Source organism: Wolbachia endosymbiont of Chrysomya megacephala, from assembly GCF_008245065.1.
Lineage (GTDB): Bacteria > Pseudomonadota > Alphaproteobacteria > Rickettsiales > Anaplasmataceae > Wolbachia.
This window is the reverse complement of record NZ_CP021120.1, coordinates 849,937-867,619: the sequence shown is the minus strand read 5'-3', so window position 1 is coordinate 867,619 and position 17,683 is coordinate 849,937. Positions and strand designations below refer to the sequence as shown.

Sequence of the window (17,683 nt, the reverse complement as noted above, 5' to 3'; positions counted from 1 at the left end):
GGTTTCTTTAGCTCTTTATTGGACGTGTTATTTGGTTCTATAAGTGATTCTTCCAAACTACAAAGAGAATCATCTTATTTGTCTAAGGAATCTAGCTCTTCATCTTGAAAACCACTTTTATTTCTTTGCTTTAGAACTTTGCTTTTCAAACCCTCATTCATATAATTTCCTTGTTGAATACTCTCACTATTGTTTTGCTCTTTGTCAGTTTTTTGATTTTCAACTTTCCTTATTTGATGTACTTCTTTGTTTCGCGATTGTACGTCGCTCTCTTGCTTTTCAGCAACACTTTCCTCCTCTTGTTTTTGAGGTATTTTTAAACCATCCTTTGGAACTGGCTTCAAAATAACACCTTTTCTTATCTGTTCAAGCAGATCAGAACGATCATGCTTAGATTCATTAGCCTTTTTCGGTGCACCATTCTTAGGTTTCTCCGTATACTTGGAAGCTGTAGGAGGAGGCGGCGGAGATGGTAGTGGTGCAGCATTTTGTGGCAATGGAGGAGGTGGTGGAGGTAGTAGTGGTACAATGGGTATTCCAGACATTACTGGAAATGATGGTGTAGGAGTATTGCTATGTTCAAGTCCTTTTGCTTTCTGTAAATCTTGTGATTGTTTTCTACCAGGATCAACTCCTTTCTCGCTGTTTATTGCAGAAAGGTATGAATAGATAAGATATGCAGCTAAGCTCAACATAACCGATGCAGAAACAAAAGCAATAACTGCAGAAGAAACTGGCACTGCAGCACTACTTAATACTGCTGAAATGATAAAATACGTGCATACTCCAGCTACAGGACCGGATGTACACAATAACAAAATAGCAATTGAATATTTTAAGGCAGTTGCCTTTTTTTGTTCTGCTACAGATGACTTTTGATTTTCACTATCATAGTGTACACCATTATGTTGTTCAGTCATAGGTTTTTTCGGCACACCCTGTTTAGTATTGCTTCTATCATTTTTAGTTTTGTCACTCGCATTATCTTCTTCTTTATGACTGAGCGCTATTTCTGGTTTCTGGATTCTTAACATGAGTACTATTCTTGCTTCCTTCATCTGCATTTTTGCTATCCACATTATTTTTTTCTTGTATTTTCTTAAATAGTGGATTTTCTGCAAAATTAAGAGATGATTGTTGAACAGGACTCTTAGATTGACCTTTTTTTGGTTCAGTGTGACTGCTAATTCCTGATGTAGCCAAATTAGAAGGTTTTTTATTATCCTGTGGAAGTTTCCAATTCTTTAAACCTCCGGATGGTAAAGGAGGAGGTGGCGGTGGCGGAGCTGATGATGGTGTGTTACTATTAGATAAATCATTAGTAAGCATTTTTCTTCCTTATTATTAATATTATATTAATAATAATTAAATTATTAGTACTTGTCAATAATTTATGAGTAAGTTAATACTAAGATAATATATAATAAAAAGAAAAGAGAGAGGAGCAGTCTTCTAAGAAGAAATAGAAGCTGTTTTAAACCTCAAGTCATCACTTTGTTACTACAGCACATTATCGATGTTTTGGTATTCAGAATCATAAAAATAGCTTAGTGTTAGCTATTTTTATAATAACCTCTCTTAAACAATTGATATTTTACAGTGTTTTTGGTAAAATAATAGCTTAAGGCTTAGAATAAAAGCTTATGAGTGAAGCACAAGGTCCAAATATTGCAGAATGGCAGGCACAGCAGCAACACCAGGAAGCCGCTAGTGAGAAAAGTGGTTTCGGTCTTGGTCATAGTGACTCTGTTGCAACAATTGTGGATGGAATGAAGTGGATGTTCAACTTTCATGAAGGAGCAATTGCTGCTTATAATAATGTGTTTGAAGGTTTGGTAAGTGGTAGCAGTCTAGTAACGTTATTTGGGAAATCAGGTAATATGTTTGGCATAAAATTTCTTGAAAGTCTTGCTGAATATTTTTCAGGTGGAGGTGGAGAAGATATGCCATCAGAAGGAATGGGTATGGACTACGGTGATGAGGGGCATCATCCGGATGATTATCCCCACTCTAACAATGAAATAGCTCAAAGTGCTGATACTTGTAATGAAAAATAGATCAGCAAATTTTCAATCAACAACAGCTAAAGACCTTTCTGCAACGTTGATTTCTCTTATATCTGTAACTTCGTCATTCTGATTAAACGAAATTTGCAGAGACTTACTACTGTACTTCCTTTTTCCCAAGAAGTTAGCTTGTTTAATTTTATATGAGACATAGTACCAAACATTTTCGTCGAACTTTGATACTAATGTTGGCGATCCTAAAGTATGAACCACTTTTTCTCTATCATCACCTACTTTTATTTTGCTCCACAGTTCAACATTAATGCCAGGAACTCCGTGATTGTGAATAGTGTGCATGCAGCCTACTGAAAACAGCAAAACAGAAAATGTTAATACCCGCATTTTGTCAACTAATTATTTGAAATCATAATACACTGATAAACTATCTGTTGTCAAATTTCAAAAAAGTTAAATTGACTGATTCTCAATATCATTTAATATAATATTTACTTCAAAATAATTAGGTACCTTATGTCATTGCTAGAAGCAGATCCAATATACAAGCCTTTTAATTATCCTTGGGCATATGATGCATGGTTGCAGCAACAAAGGATACACTGGATACCTGAAGAAGTTCCGCTTGCTGATGATGTGAAAGATTGGAAAACTAAACTTTCGAATGTAGAGAAAAATTTATTGACCCAGATTTTTAGGTTTTTTACTCAAGCAGATATTGAAGTAAATAACTGCTATATGAGGCATTATTCAAATATATTTAAGCCAACAGAAATATGTATGATGCTTGCAAGCTTTTCCAATATGGAGACTATACACATTGCAGCCTATTCATACCTTCTAGATACGATTGGCATGCCAGAAAGTGAATATCAAGCATTCTTAAAATATGATGCTATGAGAAAGAAGTATGAATACATGTTAGAATTTGAGGAAAGTAAAAAGCACGATAAAAAACATGTTGCTAAAACTTTAGCAGTATTTGGTGCCTTTACTGAAGGATTGCAGTTATTTGCATCATTTGCAATTTTGCTCAATTTCCAACGTTTTGGAAAAATGAAAGGCATGGGACAAATAATTGCCTGGTCAGCACGTGACGAAACCTTGCACACCAATTCAATTATCAATTTGTTCAATACGTTTATTAAAGAGAATAATGAAATTTGGAATGACGAGTTCAAAGAAGAATTATATTCTGCATGTCGCACCATTGTTGAACTTGAAGATGAATTTATAAGTCTTGCTTTTGATTTAGGAGATGTTGAAGGGCTATCTGCAGAGGAAGTGCGCAATTATATACGTTACATAGCAAACAGAAGGTTAACGCAATTAGGTCTTAAATCTATATATAATGTTAAAGATAACCCTATTCCGTGGCTTGATGAAATACTAAATGGCGTAGAACATACAAATTTCTTTGAAAATAGAGTAACAGAGTATAGCCGTGCAGCAACTCAAGGCACTTGGGAGGAAGCTTTTGCTAAAAACGATACAAAAAGTGAATAGCAGTAACTTCGGTTCTGTCGCATTTGTAGGGAAGTAGAAAAAAGAATGATATAATTGTCTAAAAATAAAGCAAAGATGTTTCGTATCAATCAAAAATTATTGCCATCCTTCAAAGGATTTAGCTTTTCAGCGATGTTATCTGTATACATGAAATGTCGATTCTCTTTGAGCTATCGAGATTTGGAAGAAATTATGAGTATAAGGGGAGCAAAAATTGACCATGCTACGTTACAAAGTGGGTTATCACCACTGATAGATTAGGCAGTAAGGAAAAGAAAGAAGCAGGTTGGTAGTAGTTGGAGAGACCTACATTAAATTAAACGGTAAATGGGTTTATTTATATAGAGCACTATTGGTAATACTGTAGACTTCCTCTTGTGTGTTAGTAGAGACAAGTCTGCAGCACTTGCATTCTTTCGTAAAGCCTTCAGGAGTAACTATCTTCCTGAGAAAATTGTCATTGATAAAAGCGGCAGTAATACTGCTGCTCTTGATGATTTGAATGCAGAAATTTCTGAAGATTATAGAATCACAGTTCTTCAAATAAAATATCTAAATAATATTGTTGAGAGGTTTATCAAGAAGCGAATAAAGCCTATGCTTAGTTTTAAAAATTTTCATTCCGCAAAGATTACTATTACAGGTATAGAAAATATTCGCATGATTCAGAAAAAACAAATTATCGGAGCTAATGACAATGTTTCTACTTTTGAGAATTTTGCTATGTTAATGGCTCTATAACTCCTATAATCCCAGCTTTAATGATCTTCTTTTCTATGGTTTATAGATGCAACAGAACCAGATAGGTTGCTGTGTAAAAATTTGGGAAATGTTTTTGTTAGTATTAAAAATTACATAATGTATATTATGGAAAATATAAGAAACACAAGCTTTCAGCAAGAGAAAATGCAATTTTTGCTCTTCTCAAACAGCATAAAAAAGTGCCTGTTGAACCTCCAGATTAATGCTCAAAAATGTTCAATTGATACTTTAAAAGTATTACTTTAAAAATACCTAAAGTATCACTTCAAAAGCACTTAAAAATTTTATCTTTTAGGAAAAATTTTCCAAGACTACCCCCGTATTGGCTTTTGTTAGAAAAATATTAAAACTATAACCAAATATGTAATCTTTTATATGATTGTATTAGCTTAGCTCCCTTAATGGTTGTTTCTTTTTTTTTTAAATATTAAAATAAATATAACTTTTCAGAGTTATCCACAGTTTTTTTATTCTCAATTATATATTAGTATTTGGAGATCATATTTATTATAGATCTCCAAAGTACTCAGAAATGTAAAATTATATACTCTACTAGGTTATCAACTTAGTTATTAACAATTCTGTGAATAACTTAAACAAGAAAAAGGGGCTTTTGCACGAGTTTATGGTTACACCTATTATCAGATCTAGGTACCCTGAATAGGATTAAGGGTACCTAACGAAGTAAAAAATTTGGAGAAAAAGGAAGAAAACTTCTTCGCTCTACTTAATTAAACTGATATACCTGTCGCTGTATTAGTTTCTTGTTTTACAGTGTCAAACCCTTTTGTCGTATAAACGGTATCTATACAACTCTTAGGCTTTAAAACATCGTACGTAATAGCACCAATCGTAGCTCCAACTAATAATGCAGCGACTAAAGCTATACCAATTATAGTCGGCAATGCCGTTAATGCGGCACCAGTACCAAAATACAATCCCAACCCAACTGCCAATGCAGTTATAGCACCACCAATAGCACCAAATTTCATTCCTTTCTTAGCTGCATTTTTCCTTAACTCACGGTTATCTCCAAAATCTAGTGTCCTTTCCATTCCCCTTAACGTTCTTGTATTGAACGCTTGTTCCGATTCGATTATACTGATTTCTTCTAGAAAATTTTTATATTTACTTTTCTCTTGATCATCTCCCAGTTTCCCCATCTCTCTTTCTAAAGCACCTTTAATCATATTACGATCTGAATCTTCAGGTAAAGCTTTCCAAAACTCTTTTAATCCAAATTTGTCTTTGATTAAATCTAAAAATTCAGTTATATTAACTGAAGATTTCACAATAATATCAGCCATTCTATAATCTTCGCGAATACCATTATCCGATTTTACAAAGCCAAGATCGATACTTAAAAATTCTTTTAATATATTTCTCTTTTTAACCATATCGAAAACGGCTGATTCGCAAATTTTATTCTTACCAAGAAGATCGAATAAAAGGCTAACTCTTGTATAAGGAGAATCTTCGTCTCCTTTTTCACCTCTATATAATTTAAAAACAGCAAAAAGATCTTCTGTTTTAGCTTCTTCAAGTATTTGAACTATATCCTTAGTTCCGGTTCCTTTTATTACAAGCTCTAGATCATTGAATAAAGTTGTTTGTTCTTCTGTTAACGCCATATCAAACTCTCCTACTAAAAATAATAATATACTTTAATTATGATATATTTAAATAATAAAGTCAAGAATTTAACTAGTATTGCAAACACTTAAACAAGAAAAAGGGGCTTTTACTCGAATAGATATTTTATAACGTCTTAATGCTAACTCCACCGACATATAAATTTGCGTGGCTTTTTCCAGTATTAAGCAATGCAAGTCCAATATTGTCGACACTAGAGCGTAGTTCTCCTACTTCTTCATTATGTTCACTGATTACTTTAGTGCCAATATTTGGAAGTGCATTTTTTCCCTCAACAAGGTAAAGTTTCCTTCTGAATTTTTCTTGTCTGCTCATTCGATTTACAACTTCCTGACCTATATAGCACCCTTTATTAAAGCTTATACCATTTATCTTATCGATTAAATATTGCAGCGGAAATGATGAATTTTGCACCATATCTTTTGCTCCATCTGGGACAAGGTTTTTAATTCTAACTTTTTCATACTGAATAAAATCTCCAACCGGTTCTTTTATTTCATCTTCATGTATGATCCTCATTCCTAGCAGCTTGTGCCTTGGATCTTGAAAAATAACTTGTGACTTACTACTACACTTCGCCAACTTAGCATCAAACAAAACTCCAACCTTATATAGTGAACTAATGTCTTTAATCCTCACTCTAAGGTAAGTTTTGAGCAAGTCTAATTTTTCAATTATTTGCTGTAGATGGGCATTTTCACACTCCAAATAAATATATTTATCATGCTCAATGAGGAAAAAATCGTACAGATATTTTCCCTGAGGGTTGAGTAATAAAGAGTAAATTGCCTGCTGGCTACTTAGTTTATTAATATCATTTGTTATAACACCCTGAAGAAAATCTCTCGTATCTGGTCCGTATAAAGATATTAGACTACGGTTTGCTAGCGGTATGTAACCCATAAAACTTCTGTTCAAATCTTAATTATACACTTTTACTAACTCCAACCCTTGAAATGTAACCTTTAGATGACTACATAGAATTGTAGGTTAATCTATTAATGAGGAAACATAAATGTCAAGTGTAAATTTGAATGTATTAGATGATAACGTGCTAATAAAGCCTATTACTGAAGAAAAACAAGGTGGAATTGTACTACCATCAAGTGCTGAAAAGAAGCCTACTAAAGGTGAAGTTATAGCAATTGGTAGTGGTTCACGCAACTCAAGCGGAGAGCGTATAGCTTTAACTGTAAAAACTGGTGATAAGGTTTTCTACAGGCAGTGGGCTGGCACAGAAGTAGAGCATGACAATGAAAAGTATGTCGTGATGAAGGAGTCAGACCTACTTGCTGTTATCAAGTAGGTATCCCTATTTTACTAAACTAATGCGCTATATAGTGCATTATGTATTTTAATATTCTAAATTTTTTATTAATTTAAGGAGTGATAAAAATGGCTAACATAGTAGTATCAGGCGAACAGTTGCAAGAAGCCTTTCGTGAAGTTGCAGCAATGGTTGACTCAACGGTGGGAGCAACTGCAGGGCCTAGGGGAAATACAATAGGAATTAGCAAGCCATATGGTGGACCAGAGGTCACAAAGGATGGCTATAAGGTAATGAAAGGTATAAAGCCTGAAAAACCATTACACTCTGCGATAGTAAGCACCATTGCTCAAAGTGCTTCTCAGTGTAATGACAAAGTTGGTGATGGTACCACAACATGCTCAATACTGACTAGCAATATGATAATGGAAGCTTCAAAGTCAATTGCAGCTGGAAATGATCGTATTTGTATCAAAAATGGAATACAGAAGGCAAAAGATGTGATATTAAAGGAAATTACATCAATGTCTCGCACAATTTCTTTAGAGAAAATGGATGAAGTTGCACAAGTTGCAATAATTTCTGCAAATGGTGATAAAGATATTGGTAATAGCATTGCTGATGCTGTTAAAAAGGTTGGAAAAGAAGGCGTCATCACTGTTGAAGAGAGTAAGGGTTCAAAAGAATTAGAAGTTGAACTTACAACTGGTATGCAGTTTGACCGTGGTTATCTCTCTCCATACTTTGTTACAAATAATGAAAAGATGAGCGTGGAGCTTGATGATCCATATTTGCTGATTACAGAAAAAAAACTTAATATTATTCAACCTTTACTTCCTATTCTTGAGGCTATTTTTAAGTCTGGTAAACCTTTGTTTATCATTGCAGAAGATGTTGAAGGTGAAGCATTAAGCACTTTAGTGATCAACAAATTACGTGGTCTAAAAGTTGCTGCAGTAAAAGCTCCAGGTTTTGGTGATAGGAGAAAGGAGATGCTCGAAGATATAGCAGCTTTAACAGGTGCTAAGTATGTCATAAAAGATGAGCTTGGAATCAAGATGGAAGATTTGACTCTTGAAGATCTTGGTACTGCTAAAAATGTTAAAATCACTAAAGACAATACCACAATTGTTAGTGAAGACAGCGACTGTGACAAACAAAACAGAGTAAATGCTAGAATTAACCAGATTAAATCTCAGATTGAAACTTCAACCTCTGATTATGACAAAGAAAAGCTAAGAGAGCGTTTAGCAAAATTATCAGGCGGCGTTGCTGTACTCAAAGTTGGTGGAGCAACTGAAGTAGAGGTAAAAGAACGTAGAGATAGAGTAGAAGATGCACTTCATGCAACAAGAGCTGCAATTGAAGAAGGGATAGTTCCAGGTGGAGGAGTTGCACTTCTTTACGCTGCATCTGCTCTTGATAAGCTAAAAGCTTCAAGCGATGAAGAGCAAATAGGTATCAACATTGTCAAAAAAGTTCTCAGTGCTCCAATCAAAAGATTGGTTAAAAATGCTGGTCTTGAATCTGCTGTTATAATTGACTATTTGATTAAGCAGAATGATAAAGAGCTTATATACAACGTTGAGGCTATGAACTACGCTAATGCATCAACAGCTGGTGTAATTGATCCGGCAAAAGTAGTTCGTATTGCTTTTGAAACGGCAGTGTCTGTAGCAAGCGCACTTATTACTACTGAATCTATGATAGTTGATCTACCAAACAAAGAAGAAAATGCTTCATCACCTATGGGTGCAGGAGCAATGGGCGGAATGGGTGGATTCTAAGTAAACAAGAGCCTTGGAGCAACTTGCTCCAAGGTATCTTTCTAGTTCTAAAAAGTCTTACATTTATAAAGGAAATAAATTTGTGATTTTCTATGCAAAGCCACTACTATTTATATTTGTTACGTCTCTTTAATATTATAACTGCTTAAAAATAAAAAAATAATATATGAAAGTTATAATTGCTAGTATATTACTATTAGTATAATATTATATTAATAAATGATTTATATAATATTTTTATTATAATAGATAGAACTTAAATTATTTTCTTCATAAATAGAGTATTTATGAAAATACGTATATACTCAATCCTACTTTTACTTTTTTCTTGCACTCAATTGTGCGCTGAAGAAGAAGTTGCAAAATTTGATCTGCTCATTGGTAAGGTAAATAAAGCAAACCTTACCATTGAAGGCGCAATAAAGGTTACAATAAAACCAGGTTGGCATATATATTACAAAGACCCTGGAGATTTCGGCCTTCCTACTTCCTTTGACTGTCAGGGTAACATATCAAATATAGATATTCATTGGTCTACTCCCAAGGAACATGAAGATAAAGTTGGGGAAGTTACATTTGTTAGTAACATATATGAAGATATGGTGTTATTTCCCTTTAAAACTAATATCATTCCAAATCAGGAATACGTTGATATTAACTTTCATATAAAGTACGCAATATGTAAAGATAGGTGTATCCCTAAAAATGCCGAGATAAAAACCAGTCAACCACTAAAGGATTTTATGGATTCCGATATCAATAAACTCATAAATGAGTGGTATGAAAAATAGAGCTCCCAGCGAGCAAGTGATAGTTATACGATAGCTTAAAAATGTTATTCCTGTCCCTGAATTTTCCAATAAAGATCTTTCCAAAAATTTCGATCATGAAGCCTTTTGGTCCCCAAAAGGCTTCATTTCAATCAATAACGAAAATTATAACTTTGAAAGAGCTGCTTGCTTATTAACTCCTGTAGTGATTTGTATGCTTTCCACACTTGTTGAAGGATAAAATCCTTTTATTACTTCAGAGCCTTCTCGCTTTAAATATGACAATGCTTCATATAAAGGCTTCGCTTCATATTGTCTTCCTACTTTTACTTCTTTATTTGCAGCTAATTGCTCCCAAGTGACACCATTGCTTTCAATAAACTCTACAGCACCATTATCACTAATGATAATTTTCATTTCACACTCTTCTCCTTCAGCATACCAATTTAAAGTCATATAATATGAGCCGTTAGCTACTTCATAAATTCTTGTTCCATTCTCATCAACTCTGCAGCGTATTCCCCTTGTTTCACATTTGCTTTTACTAGGCAGCAATAATGTAATTCCATCTACACCATATTTTCTGCATATATCACTATTTAAAACATCAACCACATTTATTGATTTTGTAGGATCGCCAAGCATAATTCTGAGTGCAGGCTTAATCTTACCTTTCTTTCTACTTTCTTTAATTCCTATATATTCTAAAGTATTATCTTTTATACTTTCCTTTACATCTTTTGCAATTTTCTGAGCAATTGCACCTACGACATTTTTGCTATCGTACTTATTGGCATGTTTATATTCATACCTGCCATTAACCTCATATCTATACTTTTCCTGTCCTTCTTCATTGGAAAGTACAGTAGAAAAGTGTTTAAACCACTTTTCATCATCATCAATACTAACTTCTTCGTTCTTCTCTTCAGAATCGATAGTCATTTTACTACCTGGATTCACATTTTGAAAAAAATTATCTTTTAGGCGCAAATAAAAACGATTACTTTTATCAAAATAATCCTGATTATTAACTGCTTTTGGATTATCTACCACCATATTACCTCCACACATTAGCTATATAGAGGTATATATCAGTATTGACCTTCTAGGTCAACACTAAACAATAACGAAAACTATAGTTGTTTCTTTTCACCTGCTAAAGATTGTGCTTGTGCTCCATCTACACTTGTTGAAGGTTGCTTCTCAATATGTGTGATTTAGATATTCTCGTGCTTCATCACTATATTTAATGCTCTTGTAGCTTAAACTTCTTATCAACACCTTGCCTAAATGAAAATATTCCTATTTCTTGGAAAAATTTGTTATATTTACCTTGGTTACTGACTCTCATTTTTTATGATATATTTATCCTTAAGCGGTTAAATGGCTATTTTATAATGAATTTTGTCAGTAATCGCTAGTTTTTCTCCTGCTATGCAACAAAGCCCTCTGGCATCCAGATTAGACACTAAGTTGATAAGTATAAAAGCAGCTAACCTTATGTAAAAACACAATATTCCAGTGTTAAGCACTGGAATGACATTGTATGAACATTGTACCATATTACAATCAGTTGTGATTGGTATGACAAGATTAAGAGGTGCTAGAATAATGAAACCGAAGTCATACATAGAAAATAGGTTGGGTATTTTCAACTTTTGCTATATACTCAAGTAAAAATCTCTCTTTTACAGATGGATACAGTAAAGTTTGTTTTCTTACTGCCAACAATACTACTCATACTAGTTGCTGGTGTTTACCTATCGGTTAAACTAAAATGGTTACAGGTGTTTAGACTACCGTATGCCGTTTCACTTGTTGGAGCTAAAAGAGGAGAAAATAAATTTTCTTCTATAGCCGCCCTGTTTACAATCTTAGGAGGAAATTTAGGAGTAGGAAACGTTTCAGGCACTGCTGTTGCTCTAAAAACCGGAGGACCAGGATCCATTTTATGGATGGCAATAATTATTGTTGTTACTTCTGTGATAAAATATGTTACTTGTTACCTAAGTATAAAAACCAGAAAAGAAAAAAATGGACGGTTTATAGGTGGACCTGTAGCCTACATGACTGATGCATTTAATTCTAGAAAAGCTACAGTTGTGTTTCTAGTTATTATGATGATGGTTTCAATAACAGTTGGTAACCTTGTTCAGGTAAATTCTCTATCAATACCACTCAGCATGGTAGATATACCTGTAGTCATTGGCGGCATTGTAATGGCCATAATATTTTTTGTTGTTGCAGCTCTCAGCTTAAAAAAAATTAAAATTTTTATATCGGCTATGATACCGATAATGACGGTAAGTTACCTCACACTTTGCGGTATCATATTATTTAAGTTTAGTGAAAATATTCTTCCTTCTCTAAAACTAATAACAAGCAATTTTTTTACAACTAGTAGCTTTAACTCTGGCTTATCTTTAGGTTTAATTTTAGAAATGTTGACTATTATTCAAGTAGGAACTCTGCGAGGTATTTTTGCAACAGATATAGGACTTGGCCTCGAAGGAATTGTACACTCCTCGATTACTCCTAAAAAAAATAACAATAAATTTATCATTGAACAGAGTCTAATCACAATAATATCTCCTTTTATAGTTGCACTCATAGTGTTCATTACAGCAATGGTACTGCTTGTCACAGATTCTTGGATTACTGATTTAGAGAGCACTAACATGTGCATTTTTGCTTTTAGAAAAGCTATGAATTGGCCCTATACTGACTATTTAATTATGGCTATAATGTTTTGTTTTGCCTTTACTACTATCTTTACTTGGTTTTTTTGTTCAAAACAAACAATACGCTATGTATCTATGGATAATAAATACACTAAAATCTGGACTGTAGTTTTTACCTTAATCATTCCATTTGGTGCAATCGGTGGAGTTAAGTTACTCTGGGATATCGCTGATATTTCAATTGCTGCTTTGCTACTCATAAACATACTTGCTATACTCAAGCTCACTTCTCAAGATCCAGAAGTATTTACTATGAGTAGCAAATACCTGAAGTTGCAAAAACAGAGCTAAAGCAATATTTTAAGTTGTCATCCCAGTCTGGAATCCAGCCTTTCATGAACTTCATCAAAAATTTTATGTTTTAACATAATACTTTTATGCTCACTAACTGAGTGCGACTGGATCCCAGTGGGCTTTGTTGCACCACTCAAGGAAAGAACAGGCAGTTACTGATGGAATTTGTTATAAAATAGATATTTAGCCGACAAAGGAAAAATATGCCAATAAGAATGAAAGTCAGTAACTGCAATGAATATAACAAATTTCTTCAAGAAAGGGGAAATGTTTTTCATTATATCAACGATGCCATTGAAAATTGGTACGAAAATAGTCCAAAAGTAGCAGGTGGCAACAATGTCTACAGCGACAAAGTAGTGATTCTAATTCACATAATAACCTATCTATTCAGGATTGGTCTTAGGCAAACAGTGGGATTTATAGAGAAATATCTTGAGCAAATAGGGAAAATTTTGCAAATTATCAGCTATTCGCAGGCTTCAAGAAGGTTTAAAAAGCTTAATATCAAAATCAACGACTGCAGAGTTGATAAGAACGATATGGAAGATATTGAAATTGCTATAGATAGTACAGGTATCAGCATCTACAATAATATTCCAGGCCATAGTAAGGCAAATGGTACAGATAGAAAGTATCGCCGCTATGAGCAAACAAGATGTAATGCTAGAGATAGGTAGTAAAAAAGTTATAGCTGCAAAATACAGTAGTGGAGTTTATTCCGACCACTATGGAGCCTGTGATCTTATTGAAAGAGTGGATACCAAGTATAACATAAGCACGATATATGCAGATAGATCGAAAGAAGTTATACAAACTGTGCGATGAGCTTGACATAAAGACAAGGATTCCTCCGCAAAATAATGCAGTAGAGCATCCAAAGTTGGATTATATGAATGAGAGAAATTCTACAATCAAGCTCATAAAGTCATATGATGAAGATGGTATGAAGAGGTGGAAAAAAGAGATAAATTATTGGAAGAGATCTTATATAGAAAGTTTTTTCTCGCGACTGAAGCAAATATTTGGATTTAGTTTTAGGAATAAATCTGAGATTAATCGTGAGAAGGAACTGCTACTCAAGTGTTATTTGCTTAACAAATTTACTGAAATAGGCATGGCTAAGTTTGATATAGCTTCATGAATTTATTATACATTACCCACTATCCGAAGAGCTGTGCAACAAAGCCCACTGGGATCCAGATTGGCACTAAGTTGGTAAACATGAAAGCGCTTTATAACGTTTTTGATGTGAAAGCTAATGTCAGCTACTCAAATGATACCATTTGTTATAAACTCACTTTTACTCTATGGTCTTGTCGATATCCTGAACAGATACAATATTTTTTATTTATAAAATGAAGTAACTACTTATCGTAAAGTTGATCTATAGATATAATACTACCATTTGATGACTTTTCAGCACATTTCTCACTTTCATATTCTTTATCAGAATCAACGCTAAATACTAAAGTATCTCCTGAAATTTTATCATGAAACTCACTAATAGCAAAAAACGGTACAGTGACTTGTTCTTGTTTTCCACGAAAGCTCAAACTGACGCTAAACTTATCTTCAAGAACTTTTAGACCAAAAAATTGATGCTGTAATATAATAAGCATTTGAGTAGGGTATGATTCTTTCAAGTAGTCTGGCATGACAACACCATTAAAGCGCGTAAAAAATACTATTTCTAAGTGAGGAGTAAAAACATTATCTAATATAGTATTCAAAGCCTTTTTGATAACTTGAAATTTAGCATAACTAAGCGACTTCTGATAATCTGTTTTATCCATATAACCCTTACATGTTTGGGGGAACTTCTGTTACCCGGCGTTCCCTAAACCGTGCTTATAGCAATGAAGTTATAGTGCCTAAATTAAGCAGCTAATGCAACATTGTCTTCAGCAGCAAAGTTATCGTTTGCATCTAAATTGTGAACTCTTAGCGGTGGTATCTAACCGAGCAAAGCTACCATCTTTACTATGCATGTCGATCCTTACTCGCCCCCGTATCAATCAAAAAATATGGTGGAGGCGCCGAGTACTGCCCTCGGGTCCAATACACCTATTACAAGGTAATTTTATTGCCATAGTGTATAAAAAATACACATGCTTATTATACAGTAGTATTGAATAAATGTCAAGTTATTGAACTCCAAATTGATTGGCAACTAAAAAACTAATATAAAAATTACTTCGCCTATTTATCTAATCTTAGTATACTCACAGTAGAGGTATTTTTAGAGCTCAAAATCTATCTTCGTCTGCAGACTTTTCTATCAAATAATCAAACTAAGTAAAGAATGTAGCGTATCTTCTTCAGCGCACATGGGTGCACACATATGCTTAATCTCTGTCGTATGTACGTTACATTTTTTCTGTTCTTTATTAATAAATATGGGGGATTCTATGCCTAATTCTTAACAAAAAACTACTCAAATGCTTTTGTAGCTATTGAATTTCTGAGTTCAAGAAGGCAAGAGACAGCGTGAGAAATGGCACAAGCCGAAAAAAAGATAAGTTGTGGAACAAAAAATGCAGACAACTGTGGAAAATTACCCACTGGAATCCAGACTTTGATTGTCAAATAAAAAATTCACATCTTAAAAGGATCATATACATTAATTTCCTTAGTTTTCACTTTTTCATTTAACAACCTCAGAATGGGCTGTAAATCATCGTCAATTGATAAACACAGTACTTCTCTATCAAGATAATTGGCTAAATGATTCTTCTTCTCAAGAATTTCTGTTTCTTCCAATAAGTCACATTTATTTAACACTACAATTTCCTCTTTTTCAACAAGATCGCTATTGTAAAGCTTCAGTTCATTATGCGTACAATTATAAGCTGAAATAATTTCATCGTGAGTTACATCAATTAAATGCAGTAAAATTTTGCACCTTTCTATGTGCTTTAAAAATTTGTGTCCGAGCCCAACTCCAAGATGAGCATCAGCGATTATTCCAGGAATATCTGCTATTACAATTTCGCTATAATCCACTTTTGCTACACCTAAATGTGGTCTTATAGTAGTAAATTCATAATCGCCTACTTTCGTATCAGAATTCGAGCAGCGGGTTAAAAATTTAGATTTACCTACATTTGGCATACCAATAATGCCAACATCAGATAAAACTTTTAGCTTCAATACTATGTTTCTTTCCTCACCAGGCTGACCATGAGTAAAATGCCTTGGTGCCCTATTGGTGGAAGATTTAAAGTTAGTATTTCCAAGTCCACCTTTTCCACCTTGTACTACTTGAAATTCCATGTCGGGTTTATCAAGATCTACTATCACTTCCTCACTTTCTTCATCGATTATTTGTGTACCAACTGGAACTTTAAGTATAATATCTTTTCCTGCCGTGCCAGATCTATCTCTACTCGTACCACTTTTTCCACTACTTGCTTTAATATGTCTTCGACAACGAAAATTAAGCAAAGTGTTGAGATTTGCATCACTGATGAAAATTATGTCTCCTCCCTTGCCCCCATTACCACCGTTTGGGCCACCAAATTCAACGAATTTTTCTCGACGAAAACTTGCGCAGCCATCGCCACCATCACCTGCTTTTAAATATAATTTAACTTCGTCTATGAAGTCCATGCTAACCCACAATAATATTTAGCATTTTCTCCTAATGAACTTTCTATTCTCATTAATTCATTATACTTTGCAAGCCTATCAGAACGCGACAGCGAGCCAGTCTTGATTTGTCCACAATTCGATGCAACCGCTATGTGGGATATCGTTGTATCTTCTGTTTCACCTGAGCGATGCGAAATAATAGCCCTGTAGCCATTTAATTTTGCCATTTCAATAGCAGCAAAAGTTTCCGTAAGTGTTCCTATCTGATTTGGCTTGATTAGTACAGCATTTGCCATTTTCTCCTCTATTCCTTTACTTATTAGTTTACAATTTGTAACAAATAAATCATCTCCAACCAATTGAACTTTATTCCCAAGTTTTACAGTAAGTAATTTCCAACCTTCATAGTCGTCTTCATTCATTGCATCTTCTATAGAAATTATTGGATATTTGCCTACAAGGTCAAAATAATACTGAACCAATTCCTCTGAAGTGAGTTCTCTGTTTTCAAATTTATAAACTCCATCTTCATAAAAAGTAGATGCAGCAACATCAAGACCCAGTGCAAAGTGATTTTTCATCGAATAACCGGCAGATTCAACAGCCTGAATTATCAAATTAAGAGCTTCTTCAGTGCTTCCAATGTTTGGTGCAAAACCACCTTCATCTCCTACGTTTGTACTATAACCTTTTTTCTTAAGAATGCTGCGCAAGTTATGAAATACCTCTGCAGATATTCTTATTGCTTCACTGAAAGTTTCAGCACCAACCGGAAGAATCATAAATTCTTGAAAATCGAGTTTATTATCCGCATGTACTCCACCATTAATGACGTTAATTAGCGGAACTGGCATCTGCTTCTCCCCTACGCCCAAATATTTATATAACGGTGTTTTGAAACTGTTTGCTGCTGCTTTTGCAACAGCAAGAGACACACCCAAAGTTGCATTTGCTCCAAGTTTAGATTTATTTTTTGTTCCATCTAGTTCAATTAAAACTTTATCAATTGCACTCTGGTTTGCTGCATCCATGCCAATGATTTTATTTGCTATCACTCCACTCACAGATTGAACAGCTTTCAGCACTCCTTTACCACAATACCTTTTTTCATCTTGATCTCTCAGCTCCAATGCTTCTAGTTTACCGGTCGAAGCCCCAGAAGGGACAGCGGCTCTACCTGTTGCTCCATTACATAGTTCTATTTCTACCTCAATTGTTGGGTAACCCCTGCTATCTAAAATTTCTCTTGCAAATACACTGCTGATCGTCTTTTTCATCATGCTAAACC

At 34.2% G+C, this 17,683-nt stretch carries 14 protein-coding genes, 1 other RNA gene and 3 pseudogenes; 8 read left to right on the top strand and 10 right to left on the bottom strand.

All coding sequences use genetic code 11. From position 1 onward, the window contains the following. Positions 1-74: 74 nt before the first annotated feature. Positions 75-1,064 (bottom strand): WH2 domain-containing protein, encoded by a 990-nt coding sequence (locus CAI20_RS04225; RefSeq protein ID WP_246111567.1) that lies wholly within the window; start codon positions 1,062-1,064, stop codon positions 75-77. Continuing rightward, entirely contained in the window at positions 994-1,329 is a 336-nt protein-coding gene (locus CAI20_RS06670; protein ID WP_246111566.1) for a hypothetical protein, read from the bottom strand. Before CAI20_RS06670 ends, CAI20_RS04225 begins: the two co-directional genes overlap by 71 nt. Before the next feature lie 314 nt (positions 1,330-1,643). Here CAI20_RS06670 and CAI20_RS04220 point away from each other — a divergent pair. Beyond that, a pseudogene (locus CAI20_RS04220) lies at positions 1,644-2,039 on the top strand (hypothetical protein); the annotation flags it as partial. Between the two features lie 30 nt (positions 2,040-2,069). Here CAI20_RS04220 and CAI20_RS04215 read toward each other — a convergent pair. Next, positions 2,070-2,408 carry an outer membrane protein assembly factor BamE gene (locus CAI20_RS04215; RefSeq protein WP_149168855.1) on the bottom strand — a complete coding sequence of 113 codons (339 nt, stop codon included), beginning with the start codon at positions 2,406-2,408 and terminating at the stop codon, positions 2,070-2,072. A 129-nt stretch (positions 2,409-2,537) separates the two neighbouring features. On the opposite strand from CAI20_RS04215, the gene CAI20_RS04210 reads away from it, so the two are divergent. Continuing rightward, on the top strand, positions 2,538-3,527 hold the full coding sequence (locus CAI20_RS04210) for a ribonucleotide-diphosphate reductase subunit beta (RefSeq protein WP_006013958.1): 990 nt from the start codon (positions 2,538-2,540) through the stop codon (positions 3,525-3,527). Positions 3,528-3,602: 75 nt separating this feature from the next. After that, positions 3,603-4,268: pseudogene (locus CAI20_RS04205) on the top strand (IS6 family transposase). A gap of 752 nt (positions 4,269-5,020) precedes the next feature. On the opposite strand, the gene CAI20_RS04195 reads toward CAI20_RS04205, so the two are convergent. Next, complete coding sequence (locus CAI20_RS04195; RefSeq protein ID WP_149168853.1) at positions 5,021-5,920, bottom strand: hypothetical protein; 900 nt, start codon at positions 5,918-5,920, stop codon at positions 5,021-5,023. 127 nt (positions 5,921-6,047) lie between these two features. Beyond that, the gene (gene ygfZ, locus CAI20_RS04190; protein WP_006012580.1) at positions 6,048-6,845 is read right to left on the bottom strand and encodes a CAF17-like 4Fe-4S cluster assembly/insertion protein YgfZ; all 798 of its coding nucleotides are present in this window, start codon (positions 6,843-6,845) and stop codon (positions 6,048-6,050) included. A gap of 112 nt (positions 6,846-6,957) precedes the next feature. On the opposite strand from ygfZ, the gene CAI20_RS04185 reads away from it, so the two are divergent. The 3 genes from CAI20_RS04185 to CAI20_RS04175 all read left to right on the top strand — a co-directional run bounded on the left by CAI20_RS04185 (position 6,958) and on the right by CAI20_RS04175 (position 9,787). After that, positions 6,958-7,248: a co-chaperone GroES gene (locus tag CAI20_RS04185; protein ID WP_007302813.1), complete on the top strand. Its 291-nt coding sequence runs from the start codon at positions 6,958-6,960 to the stop codon at positions 7,246-7,248. An 89-nt stretch (positions 7,249-7,337) separates the two neighbouring features. Beyond that, complete coding sequence (groL, locus tag CAI20_RS04180) at positions 7,338-8,996, top strand: chaperonin GroEL (RefSeq protein WP_007302814.1); 1,659 nt, start codon at positions 7,338-7,340, stop codon at positions 8,994-8,996. Positions 8,997-9,283: 287 nt separating this feature from the next. Continuing rightward, positions 9,284-9,787, top strand: coding sequence for a protein-disulfide reductase DsbD domain-containing protein (locus tag CAI20_RS04175; protein WP_007302815.1), 504 nt, complete (start codon positions 9,284-9,286; stop codon positions 9,785-9,787). Positions 9,788-9,931: 144 nt separating this feature from the next. On the opposite strand, the gene CAI20_RS04170 is transcribed toward CAI20_RS04175, so the two are convergent. Further along, complete coding sequence (locus CAI20_RS04170) at positions 9,932-10,822, bottom strand: hypothetical protein (protein ID WP_149168852.1); 891 nt, start codon at positions 10,820-10,822, stop codon at positions 9,932-9,934. Positions 10,823-11,460: 638 nt separating this feature from the next. On the opposite strand from CAI20_RS04170, the gene CAI20_RS04165 reads away from it, so the two are divergent. Both CAI20_RS04165 and CAI20_RS06920 read left to right on the top strand, forming a co-directional pair. Beyond that, on the top strand, positions 11,461-12,798 hold the full coding sequence (locus tag CAI20_RS04165) for an alanine/glycine:cation symporter family protein (RefSeq protein ID WP_149168851.1): 1,338 nt from the start codon (positions 11,461-11,463) through the stop codon (positions 12,796-12,798). Positions 12,799-13,004: 206 nt separating this feature from the next. Beyond that, positions 13,005-13,945, top strand: a pseudogene (locus CAI20_RS06920) (IS5 family transposase). Between the two features lie 223 nt (positions 13,946-14,168). Here the strand turns inward: CAI20_RS06920 and CAI20_RS04145 are convergent. The 4 genes from CAI20_RS04145 to eno all read right to left on the bottom strand — a co-directional run bounded on the left by CAI20_RS04145 (position 14,169) and on the right by eno (position 17,675). Then, positions 14,169-14,597, bottom strand: a complete 429-nt coding sequence (locus tag CAI20_RS04145; RefSeq protein ID WP_007302665.1) for a ClpXP protease specificity-enhancing factor SspB — start codon at positions 14,595-14,597, stop codon at positions 14,169-14,171. 16 nt (positions 14,598-14,613) lie between these two features. After that, positions 14,614-14,951: a transfer-messenger RNA gene (gene ssrA / locus CAI20_RS04140) on the bottom strand. 448 nt (positions 14,952-15,399) lie between these two features. After that, the gene (gene cgtA, locus CAI20_RS04135) at positions 15,400-16,413 is read right to left on the bottom strand and encodes an Obg family GTPase CgtA (RefSeq protein WP_007302664.1); all 1,014 of its coding nucleotides are present in this window, start codon (positions 16,411-16,413) and stop codon (positions 15,400-15,402) included. Then, a complete protein-coding gene (gene eno / locus CAI20_RS04130) occupies positions 16,401-17,675 on the bottom strand; it encodes a phosphopyruvate hydratase (RefSeq protein ID WP_149168850.1) in 1,275 nt (424 codons plus the stop codon). Before eno ends, cgtA begins: the two co-directional genes overlap by 13 nt. Between the last annotated feature and the right edge of the window lie 8 nt (positions 17,676-17,683).